This is a genomic window from Actinoplanes sp. NPDC004185, assembly GCF_053603475.1.
Genome location: NZ_JBSGFR010000024.1, coordinates 39,639 through 58,162, shown reverse-complemented (window position 1 = coordinate 58,162; position 18,524 = coordinate 39,639). Strand labels below are relative to the sequence as shown.

18 protein-coding genes are annotated in these 18,524 nt (G+C 72.5%); 6 read left to right on the top strand and 12 right to left on the bottom strand.

Annotated features, from left to right (window positions below; genetic code table 11):
- Positions 1 to 6: 6 nt before the first annotated feature.
- From ACWEOZ_RS24325 to ACWEOZ_RS24305, 5 genes are read left to right on the top strand one after another with little or no spacing between them, the layout of a single operon-like run.
- On the top strand, positions 7 to 768 hold the full coding sequence (locus tag ACWEOZ_RS24325; protein WP_451912969.1) for a LamB/YcsF family protein: 762 nt from the start codon (positions 7 to 9) through the stop codon (positions 766 to 768).
- Positions 765 to 1,532 carry a putative hydro-lyase gene (locus tag ACWEOZ_RS24320; RefSeq protein ID WP_451912968.1) on the top strand — a complete coding sequence of 256 codons (768 nt, stop codon included), beginning with the start codon at positions 765 to 767 and terminating at the stop codon, positions 1,530 to 1,532. Before ACWEOZ_RS24325 ends, ACWEOZ_RS24320 begins: the two co-directional genes overlap by 4 nt.
- A complete protein-coding gene (locus ACWEOZ_RS24315) occupies positions 1,529 to 2,146 on the top strand; it encodes a 5-oxoprolinase subunit B family protein (protein ID WP_451912967.1) in 618 nt (205 codons plus the stop codon). The genes ACWEOZ_RS24320 and ACWEOZ_RS24315 overlap by 4 nt, the downstream gene beginning before the upstream one ends.
- Positions 2,143 to 3,027 carry a 5-oxoprolinase subunit C family protein gene (locus ACWEOZ_RS24310; protein WP_451912966.1) on the top strand — a complete coding sequence of 295 codons (885 nt, stop codon included), beginning with the start codon at positions 2,143 to 2,145 and terminating at the stop codon, positions 3,025 to 3,027. Before ACWEOZ_RS24315 ends, ACWEOZ_RS24310 begins: the two co-directional genes overlap by 4 nt.
- Positions 3,028 to 3,060: 33 nt before the next feature.
- Positions 3,061 to 3,702: a GntR family transcriptional regulator gene (locus ACWEOZ_RS24305; protein WP_451912965.1), complete on the top strand. Its 642-nt coding sequence runs from the start codon at positions 3,061 to 3,063 to the stop codon at positions 3,700 to 3,702.
- 3 nt (positions 3,703 to 3,705) lie between these two features.
- Here ACWEOZ_RS24305 and ACWEOZ_RS24300 read toward each other — a convergent pair whose 3' ends face one another.
- The 8 genes from ACWEOZ_RS24300 to ACWEOZ_RS24265 form a co-directional block, all read right to left on the bottom strand.
- Positions 3,706 to 4,440, bottom strand: a complete 735-nt coding sequence (locus ACWEOZ_RS24300; RefSeq protein WP_451912964.1) for an HAD family hydrolase — start codon at positions 4,438 to 4,440, stop codon at positions 3,706 to 3,708.
- Between the two features lie 23 nt (positions 4,441 to 4,463).
- Positions 4,464 to 5,225, bottom strand: coding sequence for an ROK family protein (locus ACWEOZ_RS24295; protein WP_451912963.1), 762 nt, complete (start codon positions 5,223 to 5,225; stop codon positions 4,464 to 4,466).
- A 35-nt stretch (positions 5,226 to 5,260) separates the two neighbouring features.
- On the bottom strand, positions 5,261 to 6,160 hold the full coding sequence (locus tag ACWEOZ_RS24290) for a DNA-3-methyladenine glycosylase family protein (protein ID WP_451913053.1): 900 nt from the start codon (positions 6,158 to 6,160) through the stop codon (positions 5,261 to 5,263).
- A gap of 342 nt (positions 6,161 to 6,502) precedes the next feature.
- The gene (locus ACWEOZ_RS24285; protein WP_451912962.1) at positions 6,503 to 7,750 is read right to left on the bottom strand and encodes a Pecanex-like protein 1; all 1,248 of its coding nucleotides are present in this window, start codon (positions 7,748 to 7,750) and stop codon (positions 6,503 to 6,505) included.
- A 102-nt stretch (positions 7,751 to 7,852) separates the two neighbouring features.
- Positions 7,853 to 8,641 carry a DUF4142 domain-containing protein gene (locus tag ACWEOZ_RS24280; protein ID WP_451912961.1) on the bottom strand — a complete coding sequence of 263 codons (789 nt, stop codon included), beginning with the start codon at positions 8,639 to 8,641 and terminating at the stop codon, positions 7,853 to 7,855.
- A 208-nt stretch (positions 8,642 to 8,849) separates the two neighbouring features.
- Complete coding sequence (locus tag ACWEOZ_RS24275) at positions 8,850 to 9,536, bottom strand: COG4315 family predicted lipoprotein (protein WP_451912960.1); 687 nt, start codon at positions 9,534 to 9,536, stop codon at positions 8,850 to 8,852.
- A gap of 300 nt (positions 9,537 to 9,836) precedes the next feature.
- The gene (locus ACWEOZ_RS24270) at positions 9,837 to 10,613 is read right to left on the bottom strand and encodes an anti-sigma factor family protein (protein ID WP_451912959.1); all 777 of its coding nucleotides are present in this window, start codon (positions 10,611 to 10,613) and stop codon (positions 9,837 to 9,839) included.
- Complete coding sequence (locus ACWEOZ_RS24265; protein ID WP_212987627.1) at positions 10,610 to 11,287, bottom strand: sigma-70 family RNA polymerase sigma factor; 678 nt, start codon at positions 11,285 to 11,287, stop codon at positions 10,610 to 10,612. The genes ACWEOZ_RS24270 and ACWEOZ_RS24265 overlap by 4 nt, the downstream gene beginning before the upstream one ends.
- A 1,307-nt stretch (positions 11,288 to 12,594) precedes the next feature.
- On the opposite strand from ACWEOZ_RS24265, the gene ACWEOZ_RS24260 reads away from it, so the two are divergent.
- Positions 12,595 to 13,173, top strand: coding sequence for a dihydrofolate reductase family protein (locus ACWEOZ_RS24260; RefSeq protein ID WP_451912958.1), 579 nt, complete (start codon positions 12,595 to 12,597; stop codon positions 13,171 to 13,173).
- On the opposite strand, the gene ACWEOZ_RS24255 is transcribed toward ACWEOZ_RS24260, so the two are convergent.
- The 4 genes from ACWEOZ_RS24255 to ACWEOZ_RS24240 are packed head-to-tail and all read right to left on the bottom strand — an operon-like array spanning position 13,155 to position 18,501.
- Positions 13,155 to 13,865 carry a helix-turn-helix domain-containing protein gene (locus ACWEOZ_RS24255; protein WP_451912957.1) on the bottom strand — a complete coding sequence of 237 codons (711 nt, stop codon included), beginning with the start codon at positions 13,863 to 13,865 and terminating at the stop codon, positions 13,155 to 13,157. The genes ACWEOZ_RS24260 and ACWEOZ_RS24255 overlap by 19 nt on opposite strands.
- Before the next feature lie 33 nt (positions 13,866 to 13,898).
- The gene (locus ACWEOZ_RS24250; protein WP_451912956.1) at positions 13,899 to 14,867 is read right to left on the bottom strand and encodes a hypothetical protein; all 969 of its coding nucleotides are present in this window, start codon (positions 14,865 to 14,867) and stop codon (positions 13,899 to 13,901) included.
- A complete protein-coding gene (locus ACWEOZ_RS24245) occupies positions 14,864 to 17,353 on the bottom strand; it encodes an AAA family ATPase (protein ID WP_451912955.1) in 2,490 nt (829 codons plus the stop codon). Before ACWEOZ_RS24245 ends, ACWEOZ_RS24250 begins: the two co-directional genes overlap by 4 nt.
- On the bottom strand, positions 17,350 to 18,501 hold the full coding sequence (locus ACWEOZ_RS24240) for an exonuclease SbcCD subunit D (protein WP_451912954.1): 1,152 nt from the start codon (positions 18,499 to 18,501) through the stop codon (positions 17,350 to 17,352). The genes ACWEOZ_RS24245 and ACWEOZ_RS24240 overlap by 4 nt, the downstream gene beginning before the upstream one ends.
- Positions 18,502 to 18,524: the final 23 nt, after the last annotated feature.

The following is an 18,524-nucleotide window of genomic DNA, read 5'->3' as shown; positions in this document are numbered from 1 at the left end:
GAAAAGATGGATCTCAACAGCGACCTCGGCGAGGGCTTCGGCACCTGGCAGCTCGGCGACGACAACGCCATGCTCGACGTGGTCAGCAGCGCCAACCTCGCCTGCGGCTTCCACGCCGGCGACCCGCGGACCCTGCTGGCCACCTGCGAACAGGCCGTCTCCCGGGGCGTCGTGATCGGCGCCCAGGTCGGCTACCGGGATCTCGCCGGTTTCGGGCGGCGCTTCATCGACTACGAGAGCGCCGAACTGACCGCGGACGTGATCTACCAGCTCGGCGCGCTGGACGGCCTGGCCCGGGCGGCCGGCGACCGGGTGCTCTACGTCAAGCCGCACGGCGCCCTCTACAACACGATCGTGCACCACGAGCAGCAGGCCGCCGCCGTGGTCGACGCCGTCCGCCGGTACGACCCGGATCTGCCCGTGCTCGGCCTGCCCGGCTCGGTCTTCCTGCACCTGGCCGAGGAGGCCGGGCTGGCCACCGTCCGCGAGGCCTTCGCCGACCGCGGGTACAAGCCGGACGGCACGCTGGTCCCGCGGCGTGAGCCCGGTGCCCTGCTGCACGACCCGGCCGAGGTCGCCGAGCGGATGCTGCGGCTGGTCACGGACCGGACCCTGGTCGCGGTGGACGGCTCGGTGATCAAGGTGGAGGCCGACTCGATCTGCGTGCACGGCGACTCGCCGGGTGCGGTGGCGATGGCCCGGGCCGTTCACGACGCCCTCTCCGGCGCCGGCGTCCCGATCACCGCGTTCGCCGGGACCGGCTCGTGAAGCCGGCCGCCGACCTGCGGGCGACGTTCCGGGCCGGGCTGGTCCGCCCGACCGCCGGACTGGCCCCCGGCGTGGCCCAGGCCAACCTGATCGCCGTGCCCCGCGACTGGGCCTGGGACATGCTGCTGTACGCCCAGCGCAACCCCAAGCCCTGCCCGGTGCTGGACGTCAGCGACCCGGGCTCACCGGCCACCGTGCTGGCCGAGGGCGCCGACCTGCGCACCGACCTGCCGCTGTACCGGATCTGGCGGGACGGCCGGCTCGTCGAGGAGGTGCCGGACGCCACCGCCGCCTGGCGCGACGACCTGGTGGCCTTCCTGATCGGCTGCAGCTTCAGCTTCGAGGCGTCGCTGACCGCCGCCGGCATCGACGTGCGGCACATCTCGACGGGCCGCAACGTGCCGATGTTCCGTACCTGGAGGAACTGCCGCCCGGCCGGGCGCATGCGCGGTGAGCTCGTCGTCTCGATGCGGCCCGTCCCCGCGGAGCGGGTGGCCGACGCGGTCACGATCAGCGCGCGCTTCCCGGCCGTGCACGGCGCCCCGGTGCACATCGGTGACCCGGCCGGGCTGGGCATCACCGACCTGGACCGGCCCGACTTCGGCGATCCGGTGGAGATCCACCCGGGCGAGGTCCCGGTGTTCTGGGCCTGCGGCGTGACCCCGCAGGCGGCCGTGATGGCATCCCAGGTGCCGTACGCGATCACCCACGCGCCCGGCCACATGTTCGTGACCGACGTCCCCGACACGGAATATGAGCGATGACGAGTTTTCTCCGCTGCGGCCGCGAGGCGCTACTGGCCGAGGTCGACGACCTCGACGCGGCCCTGGCCCTCTACGCCGCGCTACGGGCGGCCGCCCTGCCCGGCGTGGTCGACCTGGTGCCCGCTGCCCGCACAGTGCTGATCAAGATCGACCCGGCGGTCACCTCGCCGGCGGCCGTCCGGGAGGCCACGGCCGGCCTGCGCATCGACGCCCAGCGCGAGGCCGGCACCGGCACTGTGGAGATCCCGGTGCGCTACGACGGCCCCGACCTCGCCGAGGTGGCCGAACGCACCGGGCTGAGCTCCGACGAGGTGGTCGCTCTGCACACGGGCTCCCGGTGGACGGTGGCCTTCGCGGGTTTCGTCCCCGGCTTCGGCTACCTGACCGGCGGCGACCCCCGGCTCGACGTGCCCCGGCGCGACTCGCCGCGCACCCGGATCCCGGCCGGCTCGGTCGGGCTGGCGGGCCGCTTCTCGGGCGTCTATCCCCGTGACAGCCCGGGCGGCTGGCAACTGATCGGCAGCACCACGGAACGCATGTGGGACCTGGACCGGCCGGAGCCGGCCCTACTGGTCCCCGGCGTCGAGGTGATCTTCAAGGCGGTGGACCGATGACCATGACGATCCTGCGCACCGGGCCCCTGACGGTGGTCAAGGACGAGGGCCGGCCCGGGCACGCCGGGCAGGGCGTGGCGCCCTCCGGGGCGGTGGACCGCGGCGCGTACGCCCGGGCGAACGCGCTGGTCGGCAACCCGCGCGGGGCCGCCGCCCTGGAGTGCACCCTCGGCGGCCTGCGGGTCCGCTTCGACGAGCCGGCGACGGTCGCGCTGACCGGTACGGACGCGGTGCTCACTGTGGACGGTACGCGGACCGCAGTCGAGGAGGTCGTCAGCGTCCCCGCCGGGGCCGAGGTGACGGTGACCATGCCGCGGCGGGGGCTGCGCAGCTACCTCGCCGTCCGCGGCGGTCTCGCGGTGCCGCCGGTGCTGGGGTCGCGCTCGACCGACCGGCTCGCCGGGATCGGCCCGGCCCGACCGGCCGCCGGCGACACCCTGCCGATCGGCCCGGCCCCGGCCGCGCCAAACCCGCCCGCGCCGTCACCCGCCGCCTCGCCGTCCGTCGAAGGCTCGGCGGGGCCGGCCGATGTGGACGCGCCGCTGGAGGTCGATCTCGGGCCGCGGGACGACTGGTTCACCGCCGCGGCGATCGAGACCCTGCTCAGCGCGGAGTTCACCGTCTCCCCGAGCAGCGACTCGGTCGGCCTGCGGCTGGACGGGCCCGTGCTGGCCCGCGCCCGCACCGAGGAGCTGCCCAGCGAAGGCGTGGTCCGCGGGTCGGTGCAGGTGCCACCGGACGGGCATCCGATCGTCTTCCAGGCCGACCATCCGGTGACCGGTGGCTACCCGGTGATCGCCGTGCTCACCCCGGCCGCCGCCGACCGCGCCGCGCAGGCCCGCCCGGGCGCCCGGCTGCGGTTCGTGGTCGCGCCCGCGTGACGGGCCGGCCCCGGCGGCTGGTTGACTGACCCGGTGACGACGGTGGAGAAGCCCGGCTCCGCGGCCCGGGCGGTGGAGCAGCTGCGCAGTTCGATGATCAACGGTGAGCTGGCCCCGGGCACCCGGCTCTCCGAGTCCTCGCTGACCGGTCCGCTCGGCGTCTCCCGCAACACGCTGCGGGAGGCGTTCTCGACGCTGATCGAGGAGGGGCTGCTGGTCCGCCGGCCGCACCGGGGCGTCTTCGTGGCCACCCTCAGCTCGGCGCAGATCGCGGACATCTACCGGGTGCGCGTCCTGCTGGAGTGCTCGGCGCTGGAGCAGGCCCCGACCGATCCGCCCCGCGCCGCCGGCATGCGGGCCGCGGTCGACGAGGCCCGGCGCGGCGTCGCGGCCGGCGACTGGCGTGCCGTCGGTACGGCCAACATGCACTTCCACGAGCAGGTCGTCGCGCTGGCCGGCAGCCCGCGACTGGACAGCTGGATGCGCCAGCTGACGGCCGAGCTGCGGCTGGCCTTCGCCGCGGCGCCGAACATCGAGGCGCTGCACCGCCCGTTCGTCGCGATGAACGACGAGATCGCCACGACCTACGAGGACGGCCAGGCCCGGGAGGCGGCAGAGATGCTGCGCGACTATCTGTTGACTTCAGAACGCGTGGTCCTCGGCCACCTGCCCTGACCGTCAGCGCACCGGCAGCAGGTCACGCAGGCCGAAGCCGTCGTCCACCACGGCGTCCGGCTCCGGGAAGGCGGCCGGATCTTCCCGGTCGGTGCGCGACGACCGCATCAGGATGACCGCCGCGGCGTCGGCCCGCCGGGCACACACCACGTCGCGCTGGCGGCTGTCCCCGACGAACCAGCATTTCTCCGCGCGTACCCCGAGGTCGCGGGCGGCGCGCCAGATCATCTCCGGGTTCGGCTTGCGGACGCCGGCCTCGTCGCTGTAGATCTGCACGCCGAAGAGACCGCCGACGCCGGCCTTGGTGAGGAAGTCGCGGTGCGCGGCCCCGCAGAGCGTGTTGCTGACAACAGCCATCGGCAGCTCCGCGGCGCGGGCGGCCCGCAACGCCTCCGGGATGCCCGGGCGCAGGGCCCACGTCGAACGCCAGGCCCAGTCGTAGCTGAGCTTCGCGGCGTGCAGGCGTACGGCGTCCTGGGCCCGCCGCGGCCACTCCGCGGTGACGAAACGCCGCCAGACCTCGGCGTGCTCCAGCTCATCGGGATGGTCCTCGTCCCGCCAGGCCGCGTACGCGTGGTGCCCGGCGGTCAGCGACCGGTTGATCTCGCCGGGCGTCAGCACCCCGTCGGTCAGGTTGTAGAGCCGCAGTACCAGCTCGGGTGGCGCCGGATCCTGCGGCGGGGCGTCGGCGAGCACCCCACCGAAGTCGAGAAGCAGGGCGGCCGGGACGCTGAGCATGCCCCCAACCTATCGAGGCGAACCTATCGGACGCCGTCCGCCCGCAACGTCCACGCCCGGACCCCGCCGACGATGCCGGCGGTGTTGGGCACCACCACGACGTCGTCGCCCATCCGGGCCAGCTGGGCCGGCGTGATCAGCCGCGAGTTGCCGCCGCCCAGGTAGATGCGGTCCCAGAGGAAGACCGGGCGCAGCCCCTCCACCACGTTGCGGACCCGCCGCGACCAGAGCGCGTCCCCGAGCCGGCGCCGTTCGTGCTCGCCGATGTACGTGTCGTAACTCATGCCCCACCGCACCGGCGCCTGCGACATCTCCAGGTGCGGGGCGAGCTGTCCGCCGTCGAACAGCGCGCAGCCCAGCCCGGTGCCCAGGGTCAGGATCAGCTCGCAGCCGGTGCCCGCGACCACCCCGGCGCCGTGCACCTCGGCGTCGTTGAGCACCAGCGTGGGCAGCCCGAACGCCTCGGCCAGCGCGGTCCGCGCGTCGAAGCCGTGCCAGGCGTCGACCAGCTCCGGATCCACCTTCGTCCGGGGGCCGCTGCGGGTCACGTAGTGCGGCGTAGCGACCACCACCCCGTGGCGCAGCATGCCCGGCATGCCGACGGTCACCCGGTCCGCGGTCGGCAGCCGCTCACCGAGCTCGACCAGCGTCTTGACGAACAGGTCGGGGGGTAGCGGATACGGCGTCGGGACACGCAACGGCTGGGCGCGCATCGTGCCGGCCTCGTCGAGCACCGACCCCTTGATGCCACCGCCGCCGCAGTCGATCGTCAACGTGAAAGCCACGCCCCAGTGTGCAACGTGCGTCCGGCGGATGACAGTCAGAACCTCGCGAACGATCGGATCGGCATCCGGGGGCCGAACTTGGGCGCGCTGATCCCGCCGGAAGCGAGCAGGTCGCACACCCGCCCGCGGTGCCCGGCGTACGGCTCGAGAAGCTCCAGCATCCGGGCGTCGGTGCCGCGGGCCTCGCCGGCCAGCGCCCAGGCCACCGTGTTGGGGATGTGGAAGTCGCCGACGCTCACCGCGTCCGCGTCGCCGTACGTGGTGCGGACCACCTCGGCCGCCGTCCACGGGCCGATGCCCGGGATCGCGGTGAGCCGGCGGGTGGCCTCGGCGCTGTCGGCGCACTGCTCCAGCCGGGCGGCGACCACGGCCGCCCGCTGCAGGGCCTGGGTGCGTCGCTGCTCGACGCCGAAGGGATGGAAGACCCAGTACGGCGTCGCGGCGACGGCCTGCGGGTCGGGCGGCAGCACCAGCCCGGCCGGGCCCGGCGCCGGCTCGCCGAAGTGCTTGACGATCGCCCGGTACGCCCGGTGCGCCTCGATGCCGGTCACCTTCTGCTCCAGGATCGCCCGGAGCAGCCGGTGGAAGACCTGGCCGGTGGCGGGGAAGCGTACCCCGGAGAAGGTCCTGGCCAACCGTGCGACCAGCGGGTGCGCGGCCGCCCGGGCCGGGAAGTCGCCGAGGTCGTCGCGCAGGCCGGCGATCGCGTCCGCGCGATCGACCAGCCAGGCCGCGCCGGGCCCGTGCCCGGTCGCGGTGAGCTCCGCGCCGGCGCGGGCGAGGTGCAAAGAGCCAGGACCCTCGGGGGTACGCGCGGCGAGCCAGAAGTCGCGGTCGTCGCACGTGCCGCAGGGGTCGTAGCGGACGACGAGCAGAGACCGCACCGTACGGGTGAAGTGGTAGCCGTCCGGCAGCTGCAGCCGGCGCGTCGTCATCACCCGGGACACTGTGCCACCTTCTCGGCGCCCGGCCAACCGTCCCCCGGGGTGCGGACATGCCGATGGCCCTGACCGCGCTCCTGGTCAGGGCCATCGGTGCGGGTTGGCGGACACCCGAGTCGGTCCGCGTCACCCGGTAGCGGAGCTGCGTAGCCCGGCTCGAGCGGTCCCGCGCCTCCTTTCGTCAGCCGATTCCTTACTCGAACCGCCTGCCGCAGGTCTTGCCGTCCTCAGGGGGGTGGACGGCGGCCGGTCCCGACGGGGGGTCCCTCGCGGAGCGACGTCACCTCAGGTGGCGTGCCCCGCGGGGTTCGGTCCCGGTGCGGCAGGGCTCCGTACTCAGTTGTTCTGGTTCTGGTCGTTCTGGTTCTGGTCGTTGTTGTTGCCACCCTGCCGGCCGCCCTGCTGACCACCCTGGTCCTGCTGACCGCCCTGCTGGCCACCCTGGTCCTGCTGACCGCCCTGCTGGCCACCCTGGTCCTGGTTGCCGCCACCGCCGACCTCGATGCGAACCGCGTCGAAGGCGGGGGTCTGGTTGGCCCGCTGCATCATCGGGATGCGGTGCGAACCGTCACCGGCCCACGAGGCGCACTGCGCGGTGCCCTCGGTGGGCAGCCCGGCGACCTGGATGGTCACGGTGTCGGGGGCGCGGCCACCCTGCTTGTCCTCGGTCGCCACGAAGAACGCGGGGACCGGAGCCGGGTCGGGAGCCTCGTTGGTGCTGGCCAGCATGCGGCAAGCGGTGTGGAAGTGACCCCGGACGATCCCGCCCTGCAGAACCGAGCTCTCCACGTAGTACCCACCCTGGCCGGCCGCGAGGAAGCGGTCGCGGATCAGGTTGCGGGTGCTCACCTTGAGGGTGAACGGCGTGTTCGGGGCCACCTGGGTGGGCGCCTCGGTGATCAGCAGCGAGGGGTTGTTCTCCTGCGCGCCGACCTCACCGAACTCGGTGGAGACGCAACGGTTGCCGTTCTGGAAGCCGTCGTGCGCGGTCAGCTGGCTGTTCTCGCAGCTGTTGGCCAGGATGCCCAGACCGGCGCCCGGAGGCGGGGTCGCGGCGCCGCCGCCGTTGTTGCCACCGTTGTTGTTCCCGCCGGTGTTGCCACCGTTGTTCCCGCCGGTGTTGCCGCCGCCGGTGTTGCCACCCTCGCCGGCGTTGGTGCCGTTGCTGGCCGAGGGGGCCGGGGACGCGGCGCCACCGTTGTTGTTGCCGCCGTTGTTGCCCTTACCGCCACCGGTGTTGTTGCCGGCGTTCTGCATGACCCACTGCCGGCAGCGGGCGCGCATCTGCGCGGTCGTCGGCACGTCGCCCGCACCGTCGTCCGCGTGCTGGGTCACCTTGCCACCGTTGGTGGTGTAGGTGCCCTTCTTGGTCTTGGTCGACAACTTCGACGACTTCGGGGCCTGGATGTTGTTGCAGGCGGCCAGAGCGCGCTGGGTGGAACGCTTGGTGCTCGCGTCCGACACCTGCGTGACGGTGACGATGCCGCCGAAGGCAACCAGGGTGGCTACCGCGGCGATGATCCGGCGCCGACCGGTGAACCACTTTGATTTCGAGGATTCGCGCCGGTACTGCGACCTTCGCATGGTGACACCTTTCTCTGTCGCACACGTGGCGGGCGGTGGAGCAGCCGCCTGGGGGTGATGCCGTACGGCCTGGTCGGCTGGCCAGGTCGGACCGTCCGCGGGCTATCGCGTCCGGAAGATGCGCATGGTGGTGATCACACCGGCCACGAGGGCACCGGCGAGAACGAGGAGGATGACCGAGGTGTTGACGCCCGGTACACCGCCGGCGCCCGCCGCGGCGAGCATCTGGTTGTCGACCGGCACCGGGCCACCACCGGCCGCGGCCGGGGCCGGGGCGGTCGGCAGGGAGCCGTAGTCGACGATGCCGCTGCTCTCCAGCAGGGTCATGTGGGTCATCACGAACTGGTTCGCCTGCTGCGCGAGCTTGCGCACCGAGTCGTTGCGGGTGCTGGCCCGGATCGTCGCGATGGCCGGGAAGATCTTGCCGTGCGCGGCCCGCAGCCGGTCGATGTAGATCTGGTCGAAGGTCGCGGGCGACGAGGCGTTCTTCATCTCGTTCAGCCAGCCCTGCTGGTCGCTGTTCGGCTGGTTCGGCAGCGCGATGCCCAGCTTCTTGGCGACCGCGATGTCGAGCTTGTCCAGCACCACGTGCTGCTGCGAGATCGATTCGCCGATCTTCTTGACGCGGGGGTCCTCGGACTTCTCCACGGCCATGTTGCCGGCCGGGATCTCCCACAGACCGGCGAGCCGGACCTTGACGACGAAGTCCCGATCGGCGGCAGTGACGGCGCCGGCGCCCTTGTCGGTCAGACCGGTGTTCGGCGGGACCGGGACGGGGCCGGGTTCGGCGGCGCGAGCCATTCCGGCCGGCGCCAGCAGGACCGTCAGGACCATTGCCAGGACGCCCACCAGCCAGCGGTGCAGCCGGCGCGAGGAGCGGGCGGCAATCATCTTTCACACCTCCGACAAAGATTCGGGTAAACAATTCCGGTGGCCTGTCGGCCGATCGAGCGAACGCTACGAGAAGCGTTTCCTGACGGGCCCGTCGATGCGATGTATTTAGGCCCGATTTAACGAAGACTTATAGCGGTTCCGGTCTTTGAAGGTGGTAACCGGCCGACGCCGTGGACGTCGACCGGCCGCCACCCGTGCAGGTCGGTCAGTAGCTGTAGTCGGAGCCCGAGTCGGCGGCGCCGGCGTCACCGGACGAGTCGCTGCCGCCCTCTTCCTTGTCGTCCGCGGGCGGTGCGACAGCCTTGGACGGGGCCGGGAGGCAGGTCAGGTTCTTCTTGCCTTCGGGAGTGATGACGAACCACTTCTTGCCGACGTTCTGGCCCTTCCACTGACCGGCCTTCTTGTCACCGATGTAGGTGTAGACCGGCCACTTGTCGATGGTCAGCTGCAGCGTGCCGTCCTCGCGGGTGACGGTGCCGACCTTGTCCGCGTCGACGCCCTTCAGCTTGGGCTTCTCACCCTTGTTGATGACCGCGGGCGGCCACACCTTGGCGCAGTCACCGTTGCACTCGGAGACGACCTTCGGCTTCACCTTGTCGTCGTCGAAGCGGTAGAGCACGAAGCCGTCCTGGTTCTGGACCGTCTCGCCCATCCGCTTGACCTCGGCCCCGTTCAGCTCGGAGGTGACCTCGTCCTCGCTGAGCTCCGGGGCATCAGCCTCGTCGCCCTCGGGGGCGTCGCCCTCCGGCTCGTCGGTGGGCGACGGGGTGGCGGTCGCGTCGACCGCGTTCGCCGCCGGCTCCGCGCCGTAGTCGCTGGCATTGTCCAGTCCCGCCGGGGCGCAACCGGTCAGCACGAACGCCGCCGCGATAGAGGCGCCGACGACCTTCAACTTCCGCTTCTCCGGTACCACTGGTGCCCTCCAACTGGGATCGTCGATCTCCGTGTCCGGGCTGTAGTACGCGCCGGCGCCGCCGGCGGTTGAAGAATCGGGCCAATCAATTTCTCTGAATCTGGATTGAACCGAACGCCGCCGCGGTACGTGATTGAGTGGCCCGTCCGCACCTTTGTCGCACAGCGTGCCGAGCCTATTAGCAATCAGTAATTGACCGACGAGCATCGTTCATTTTCGCACCGGAAACAGCGAAGCCCGGCCGCGCTGACGCGGCCGGGCTTCGTCGTTCGTCTCAGGTCAGGGAACGCGGACGAGGGTCTCCGTGCCGCCCTTGTCGTCGACCGACTGGATCTGCAGGAAGGCGATGTCCGCCCGCGGCAGGGCCGTGACCGCCTGCAGCAGCAGCGGCTCGGGCTGCGCGGCCGTGCCCCAGCCCTTGTCGCCGACCTTCCAGGACGACAGGACCTCCGAGGCGCCGTCCCGCCGGACCACCACGAGCCGGCAGGTCAGCGGTCCCTTGATGTTGGAGACCGCGAACGACACCTGGGTGCCCCAGTCCTTGGCCTCCAGGCCCACGTCGGCGCTGACACCGCTGCGCGGATCCGTGCCGCCGAGCCGCTCGCCCACCAGGTCCGGCCCGCCGATGCCGGTGCCGCCCTCGGCGGCCGGCAGCGGATCGAGCTGCTTGCTCGACCGGGCCTGCTGGCTCGGGTTCTGCGGGTCGTTGTTGCCGAGCCACTGACCGCCGGCGAAGAGAGCGCCGATCGAGAGCATCGCGAAGACCACGACCGCCGCGGCCAGCGAGTAGAGCCGCCGGCTGTTGGCCCGGCGACGCTCGCGCTTCACCTCGCCGATCATCGTCTTGAGCATCAGGCCGTCGCGGCGGGACTGCTCGGTCGCCACCAGGGCGTCCGCGTCCACGTCCGAGAGGATGTCCACGACCGGCAGCAGCGACTCGAGCTCGATGGCGCAGGCCGGGCAGTCGATCAAGTGATCCTCGAAGCGGGAGGCGTCCCGCTCGTCGAGCACGCCCAGCGCGTACGACGCGACGTCGAAGTGTTGTTCCTGTGTCATTCCGTCACCCCCCGCTGCTGCAAGGCCGTACGCAGGGCCCGCAGGGCGTAGTACACACGAGACTTGGCAGTGCCCAGCGGCAGGCCGAGAACCTCGGCTGCCTCCGGAACAGTCTTGCCGCGGAAGTACGTCTCGACCAGGATCTCACGGTGCGACTGGCTGAGCGTACGGAGCGCGTCGGTCACGGTCATGAGCTGCAACACGCGGTCGGTGTCGTCGGCGGTGCTGGGAAAACTCTCCAGCTCGCGGTCGTACGTCTCCGGTGGCCGGGCGCTGACGCTGCGGTGGTCGTCGATGGCGATGCGCCGGGCGACGGTGACCAGCCACGGACGCAACGACTGCTGACCCTGGGCCCCGAGCCGGTGCGCGTTGCGCCAGGCCCGCAGGAGCGTCTCCTGCACGATGTCCTCGGCCCGTTGCCGGTCGCCGCCGGTGAGCCGCAGCACGAACATCAGCAGGGGACCCGCGTGCTCCTCGTACAGCATGCGGACAAGGGTGTCCTCGTGGCTCGCCGTCTCCGACGCAGCCCCGTGCCGGGCCTGTCGTGGAATCACGGCATCATCATTGTCCGCACCACGGCCTCCGTCGAGAGCCTGCCACCTACCACCGGACCGCTGCTGCGTCATCGCGCACACCCTGTCCGGCGTGAGCCGCTCCATGACCAACGCATGCATCGAATCCTCCAGCCGGTGCTTTCCCCGTCGCCTGTCATACGGCCCGGAACACCGGCCGGGATCAAAGCGAACGGGAAAATTTCCGGAAGCCCGAGGGGCCGGCCGGCAGCGAGGCGCAGTTGCAAGAGATTCCTCCGGGTCCAAGCCACGAGGGGGCGCGACTTTCATGCATAGACACCGATATGTACTCGGGGGCACGCGAATAATACTCAGCAAGCCGGTGAGGACGACAGACGCGGAGTGCGCCATCGACCCGCGGGTGGGTGGTCTTGGTCGCGGCGGGTGCGGTGGCGCTCACCGACTGTTGGCATTTGGCCAAGAGGGTGGGCGGGGGTGGAGTCTGGTGCGGGCGGCGCTGGGCCGCGTGGCCAGCGGAAACCGACCGGTCCGCCACGGCGGGGACGCGAACGGTCAGCGGCCCATCCGTCCCGGAAAACTCACAAAGATTCCGAATCGCCCAGTGGGCCTGTTCGCGGCTGGGGCCGCGCGTGGCTGCAGACCTCGGCCGGCCCGCCTGGCGGCCCGCCAGTCGCCGACGCGCTCCTGGCCCGCGGCAGAGTTCGCAGCCCCCGCCATCCGCCCGCCCCGCTGCAACCGGCCCGGGACCAGGCTCGGCAGCGAAGCGAGCGGCCGTCACCATTCCACCCTGCCCAGCCGCAACCAGCCCGCCGCCAGCACCGAGCAGCGGTGCAAGCGGCCCTCGCCATCCGCGCGGCCGCGTCCCAGCCGGCCCGGCACCAGCGCCGAGCCGCGAAGTAAGCGGCCGCCACCATCCCACCCTGCCCAGCCGCAACCGGCCCGCCGCCATCGCGGGGCAGCGAAGTTCACGGCCATCACCATCCCGCCCAGTCCAACCGGCCCGCCGCCACCTTCCAGCGGACTGAGCGGTCCGACTGTCCCGCTTGGCCCAGTTCCCACAGGGCCGCCGCCAGCACCGCACCGGAGGGCCACGGCCATCCCACCCGGCCCAGTTCCCACGAACCCGGCGCCAGCGCCGAGCAGCGAAATGCACGGGCGACACCACCCCGCCCTGCCCAGTCCCGACCGGCCCGCCGCCAGCACCGGACAGCGAAGTGCCGCGGACCTCATCAGCCCGCCCCAATCCTCCCGAGCTCGGCGCCAGCACCGAGCAGCGCCGGCTATCCCGCCCGACCGGGCCGGCGGGTTCGGTAAAGCCGCCGTACCGGGCGGCCAGGCTCAACCGCTCCCCGGCCGTTCGGGGTGGTTGTCGTTTCCGTCCAAGACGGCGCCCGCAGCCACGGTCTAGCGTGAACCCGACCTCACCCCGAGCACGAGGAGACAGCACCATGCGTGACCTGGTCTACACCGGTTTCATGTCGCTGGACGGTGTCGTGGACTCACCCGGCGGCGGGCCGGGCGAGGAGCATCGCAGCGGCGGCTGGGTGTTCAAGGACCTCGAGTTCGTCCCGGAAGCCTGGTCGCTGAAGGGCGAGGAGCTCGCCGACACGACAGCGCTGATGTTCGGCCGGCGCAGCTACGAGGCGTTCGCGCTGACCTGGCCCGGCTCCGCGGACCACGCCGACTACAAAGAGCTGCCCAAGTATGTGGTGTCGAGCTCGCTGGCCGACGACGCCCTGGTCGACGGGTGGGGTCCGACGACGGTTCTGCGTTCGACCGAGGATGTCGCTGCGCTCAAGCGGGGCGAGGGCGGGGCGATCTTCATCCACGGGAGCGCGGAACTGGCCAGGCGGCTGTCGGACGCGGGCCTGATCGACCGGTACCACCTGCTCGTCTTCCCCGTGCTGCTCGGCGCCGGCAAGAGTTTGTTCGGCCGGGCCGACCGGGACAAGCACATGCTCACGCTGCGCGAGTCGGAGAGCTACCCGAACGGGATCCTGAAGCTGGTCTACGACGTCAGGCGCTGATCCAGGTCGAGGGCGATCGCGCCGCCGGCTCCGTCGCGCAACTGTCCGGCGGTGCGTCCGACGTAGCTGCGCAGTGCCCGGGCCAGGTGCGGCTCGTCGAAGTAGTCCAGCTTGGCGACGACGTCGGCGGCCGGGTCGCCGCCCCCCAGCAGCTCCGCCGCTGTGCGGGCTCGCTCGATCTGCCGGACCGCACCCCGGGTCAGTCCGGTCGCGGCACGAAACCGGCGTTCGGCCGTACGCCCGGAGACCGCCGGGCGGTGACCCCGCAGCAGCTCGGCGACGAGGGGGTCCCGGACCACGGTCCCGGCTCGGACCAGCCGGGTGACCAGGGCCTCCGCGTCGTCGGGGCCGGGCGTCTCCCACCGCGCGCCGTCCAGCCGGAACGTCCGGCGCGTGGTGTCGGGAAGCTCGACACCGCCGTCGACCAGCGCCGGCGTGGGCACGGCCCGTAACGAGGTGCCCACGGCGAACTCGATGCCCGTGAAGGTCGCGCCCGCCGGCACCGGCGCCGTGCCGGTGCGGGTCTCCGGACCGGTGATGCCCGCGTACGCCCGGCCGGCCCGCGCCCAGAACACCAGGCCCCAGCGCACCCCGGCGACGGACGTCATCGCAGTGACCTGGTCACTCGCGCAGGTCCACACGGCGTCGACCCACGGCGAGTCCGACCGGCGCGTCTCGAACCGGAGTCCCACGGGCAAGAAGATACGCCGACGGCGGCGGCGAGGTCAGCGGCTTCGAGCGGTGGCCAGGGTCAGGGCTCGGTGCAGCACCCGCGCGTCGCCCAGCATGCCGCGCAGGCGCCGCTCCAGACCCGCGATCGGCACCAGATTTTGCGGTGCGCGGGGGTCCTTGTAGGACGATGAGGCGAACCTCGGCAGCGTCGCGGACGACAGGTCGGCCAGCTCGATCGCCTCGGCCGGGGTCAGGTCCGGGGAGCACTCGATCCGGACGATGCCCGACCACGGCGCTCCTGAGGCCCCCGGCAGGCGCAGATACCAGGACCAGCCGCCCCAGACCGTGCCCATCTGGAAGACCGGTGTGCGCTGGGTCGGCCGCAGCGAGGTCACCACCGCGGTCAGAGCCGCCGGCAGATACTGCTTCTGCTGCGTCTTCACATAGCCGATCGTGCGGGGCAGCTGCCGCCGGTTACGCAACGGCCCGTCCACCACCAGCAGATCGGCGCCGTCCGTGCCGCCGTCGCGGGCCGCGCCCGAGATGTCGATCTCCAGGGCGGTCAGGGGCGCCTGGACCGCGGCCGGCAGCTTGCTCGCCTCGCCGGTGCCGCTGACCCGGTGCACCTCGTAGCGGACCGAGCCGGCTTGGAGGTCCTCGGCGCTCGGCGAGGCGGTGAACAGACCCCGGGCCACGCGCGCCCCGGCGAGCTCGGCGACGCCGTTGCGCAGGTCGCAGCGCACCACGCCGGCGGCGTACGAGGCGGCCAGCCCGGCGTACGACATGCCGTCCTCCTCGGCCGTCCACAGGCCGGCGTCGTTGCGGCGGACGCCGTCGACGAGGAACACCACGTCGGGGCAGCGGACCCGGGACGAGACGTCGATCGGGGCCCACTGGTCGGCGGGCACCTCGACGTCCGTGTCGACCTGCGCGCTGCTGGGCGACGCCGGCCCGTCCGACGAGTCGCCCTCGAACGACGCCCCGTACGACGGATCCCAGGCGTCGACGAACATCCGCGTCACAGACCAACCCTTTCCACATGAGCCGTACGGGCGTCCTTGTGCACCTCGAACCGCACCGGTACGCGTTCCGCCAGCGCGTTGACGTGGGTGACCACCCCGACCATCCGGTCCCCGCGGGCGGCCAGGTTTTCCAGGGTCGCCGCCACCACGTCCAGCGTCGCCGCGTCGAGGGTGCCGAAGCCTTCGTCGAGCACGATGGACTCCAGGCTCGCCGCCGTGGTCGACATGCCGGCGAGCTGCTCGGAGAGGGCGAGGGCCAGCGCCAGCGACGCCTGGAACGTCTCGCCGCCGGACAGGGTGCGTACCCCGCGCCGCAGGCCCGCGTCGTGGTGGTCGATGACGAAGAACTCACCCTTGTCGTGCATCAGGTCGTACTGTCCTCCGGTCAGCTCGCGCAGGATCCGCGACGCGCCGTCGACGAGCAGATCCAGCGCCTCCTCCAGCAGCCAGCGCTCGAAGTTGTTGGCCCGCAGGTGCCCGGCGAGGGCCTTGGCCACCCGGCCGTCGCGCAGCAGCGTGGCGCGCTGCTCGGCCAGCTCCCGGGCCTGCTCGCGGCGGTCGACCAGCCGCTGCCAGGCCGCCTCGGCCCGTTCGGCGGCCACCGCGGCGGCCCGGATGAGGTCGGCGTCGGCACCGCCGGACGGTGCGTTGAGCCCGGCGTCGGTGAACAGGGTCAGCACGGCCGCGCGGGCCTGCTGGGTCTCCGCGTGCGCGGCCTCGACCGCCGCGGCGGCCTCGGCGCGGGCTGCCTCCCGCTCCCGGGCGGACGTCCGCGCCCACTCGACCAGCGTGGACCAGGCCGCGGCTAGGTCGTCACGGTCGGCCGGCGGGGGCGAGAACCGGGCCACCGCGTCGCGGACCGTGTCGAACGAACGCCAGGCCGCGCGCTGCTGCTCGTCGGCCGCCGCGACCGCCGCGTGCGCCCGCCGCTGCGCGTCGCGGGCCTCGCGGACCGCCGCACCGGCGTGGTCGAGCTTCTTCTGCAGCTTGGTCAGCTCCTCCAGCTGCCGGCGCAGGGCCTCGACGCCGGGCGAGTCGGCCAGCGCGGCGCGCACCTCGGTGAGCCGGGACCGGTGCTGCTCCAGCTGGGCGCGCTTGCGGTCGAGGCCGCGCTCGAGCTCCCGCGCCACGGCGTCGCGCTGCTTGAACGCCGTCGAGGCCACGTCCGCCGCGGCCCGGGCCGCCTTGCCCGTGCGCTCGGCGGCCTGGACCGCCGAGCCCTCCGGCATCGGCGGCACCTCGGTCACCGGCTGGGCGCACACCGGGCAGTCATGACCGACCGTCAGGTGCGCCCGCAGCGCGGCCGCGCGATCCAGGGTCTGGGCCTCGGCGTATTCCAGGCGGGCCTGCTCCAGCAGCTGCTCGGCGCCCGTGTGCGCGGCCCGGGCCAAGTCGGCGGCCGCCACGGCGTCCTGGTATTCCACCTCGGCCACGGAGACCTCGCCCGCGAACCACTCCGCCTGGCCGGTCAGCCGGTCCAGTTCGAGGTGGCGGTCCAGCAGCAGGCCGAGCGAACCCGCGTCACCGGCGGCGGCCAGCTCACCCCGTACCTTTTCTTCGCGCTCCTCGGCCGCGCGCACGCCCGCCGCCGCCTCCTCGGCGCCGGCCCGGGCGGCGGCCGCGGCCTCGGCGACCTTGGCGCTGCCGGCCGGCATCCTGACCCGGGCGAGCACGGCCAGCTCGCCGGCGATCGCGTCGCGGGCCGCGGCCAGCTCGGTCTCGCGGGCCCGGACCACGCTGAGCTGCGGCACCGCCTGCTCGACGGCCCGGGTCAGCTCGCGCATCGCGGTCAGGCGCGTCTCGGCGGCGTCGACCGCCTCGTCGTCGGCGTCGGTCAGCCCGGCCAGCAGCTGGTCGAGGGTGGCCAGCTGGGCCTCCGCCTTCGTCGCGCGGGTCGAGGCCTTGGCCTGGACCTCCTCGTAGACGTGCAGGCCGAGCAGGTTGACCAGGATCTGCTGGCGGGTGGCCGGCTTGGCGTGCAGGAAGTCGGCGAACTGGCCCTGCGGCAGGATCACGCAGCTGGTGAACTGCTCGTACGGCAGCCCGACCGCCTCGACGATCGCGGCGTCCATCTCGGCCGGGGTCCCGGCGAGCACGTCACCGAGGTCCTCCAGGCTCATCCCGGTGTCGAGCCGGGTCACGTCGAAGCCCGGCGGCATGAGCTGCAGGCCCGCGCCGGCCGTCTTGACGTTGCCCCGGCCGTCGCGGCGCACCACCCGGGTCGCCACATAGCGCGAGCCGGCGGACTCGAAGACGAGCCGCACCCGGGCCTCGGTGGCCGAGGGCGCCAGCGCGTTGCCGATGCCGCGGCTGCCGCCCCAGCGGGGCACGCTGCCGTAGAGGGCGAAGCAGATGCCGTCGAGCACCGTCGACTTCCCGGAGCCCGTCGGGCCCACCAGCGCGAAATAGTCCGCGTCGGTGAAATCGACCGTGGTCTCCTCCCGGAAGACCGTGAAGCCGGCCATGTCGAGCCGTAGCGGCCTCATGAGTGGGTGCTCACCTCGTCGTAGAGCTCGTCGAAGAGTTCACGGACGCCCTCCTCGGCGTTGCCGCGACTGTCCAGATAGTCGCCGAAGAGCTGGCGGGGGCTGCGCCCGGCGCGCTGGGCCATCCGCTCCCCGGCCCGGTCGGGCACCATGTCCGGATCGATGCGCACCTCCAGGGCGTTGGGCAGGAGCTCCTGGACGTCCTCGCGCAGCCCGACCCGTGGCGTCTCACGGACGAATACACGCAGCCAGGCCTCCGGAAGGTTCACCGTGGCGAGCTGGTCGAGCGAGCCGCGTACGGTGCGCAGCGTCCGGGCCGAGGTCACGGGCACATCGCGGACCTTCGCCGCCTTCTCGGCCGAGACGTCCACGATCGCGACAGAGCTGATGTTCTCCTCCTCGCCGAAGTCGACGGCGAGCGGGCTGCCGCTGTAACGCACCGGGCAGGGGCCGATGACCGCCTGGGAACGGTGCAGGTGACCCAGGGCGACGTAGTGCGTGCCGGGCGGGAAGACGGTGGCCGGGACCGCATACCCCATCACGGTGTGGGCCTCCCGCTCGCCGCCACCGGCGCTGGCACCGACCACGGTCAGGTGGGCGGTGAGCAGGTTGACCACGCCGGGCTCGCCGAAGTCCTCCGCCAGCCGGGCGATCAGCCGCGCGATGTGGTCGGCGTACGTCTGGCTGGCCTCGGCCGCGGTCAGCTCGTACATCTCCACGGCGCGGATCGCATAGCGCTGGGAGAGGAAGGGCAGAGCGGCCAGCCGCCAGCGCTCACCGCCGGCGGTCGTCCCGGTCAGGATCAGGTCGTCGGGCTTGTCGCGCACGGAACCGCGCAGCGTGATGCCGGCCGCCTCGGCCCACGGGCGCAGCGCGTCCAGCGCCTGGCCGTTGTCGTGGTTGCCGCCGATCGCGATCACCGTGGCACCGGTCTGCCGCAGGGCGGACAGCGCCCGGGTCACCACGCGGACGGCGTCCGGCGACGGCGCGGCGGTGTCGTAGAGGTCACCGGCGATGATCACGAGGTCGGGCTGCTCGGCCCGGGCGATCTCCACGACCTGGCCGAGCACCTTGATGTGTTCCTCGTGCCGGGTCCGGCCCTTCAGAACCTTCCCGACGTGCCAGTCGGACGTGTGCAGGATGCGCATCGCTCTATCTTTCGCCGTTTGGT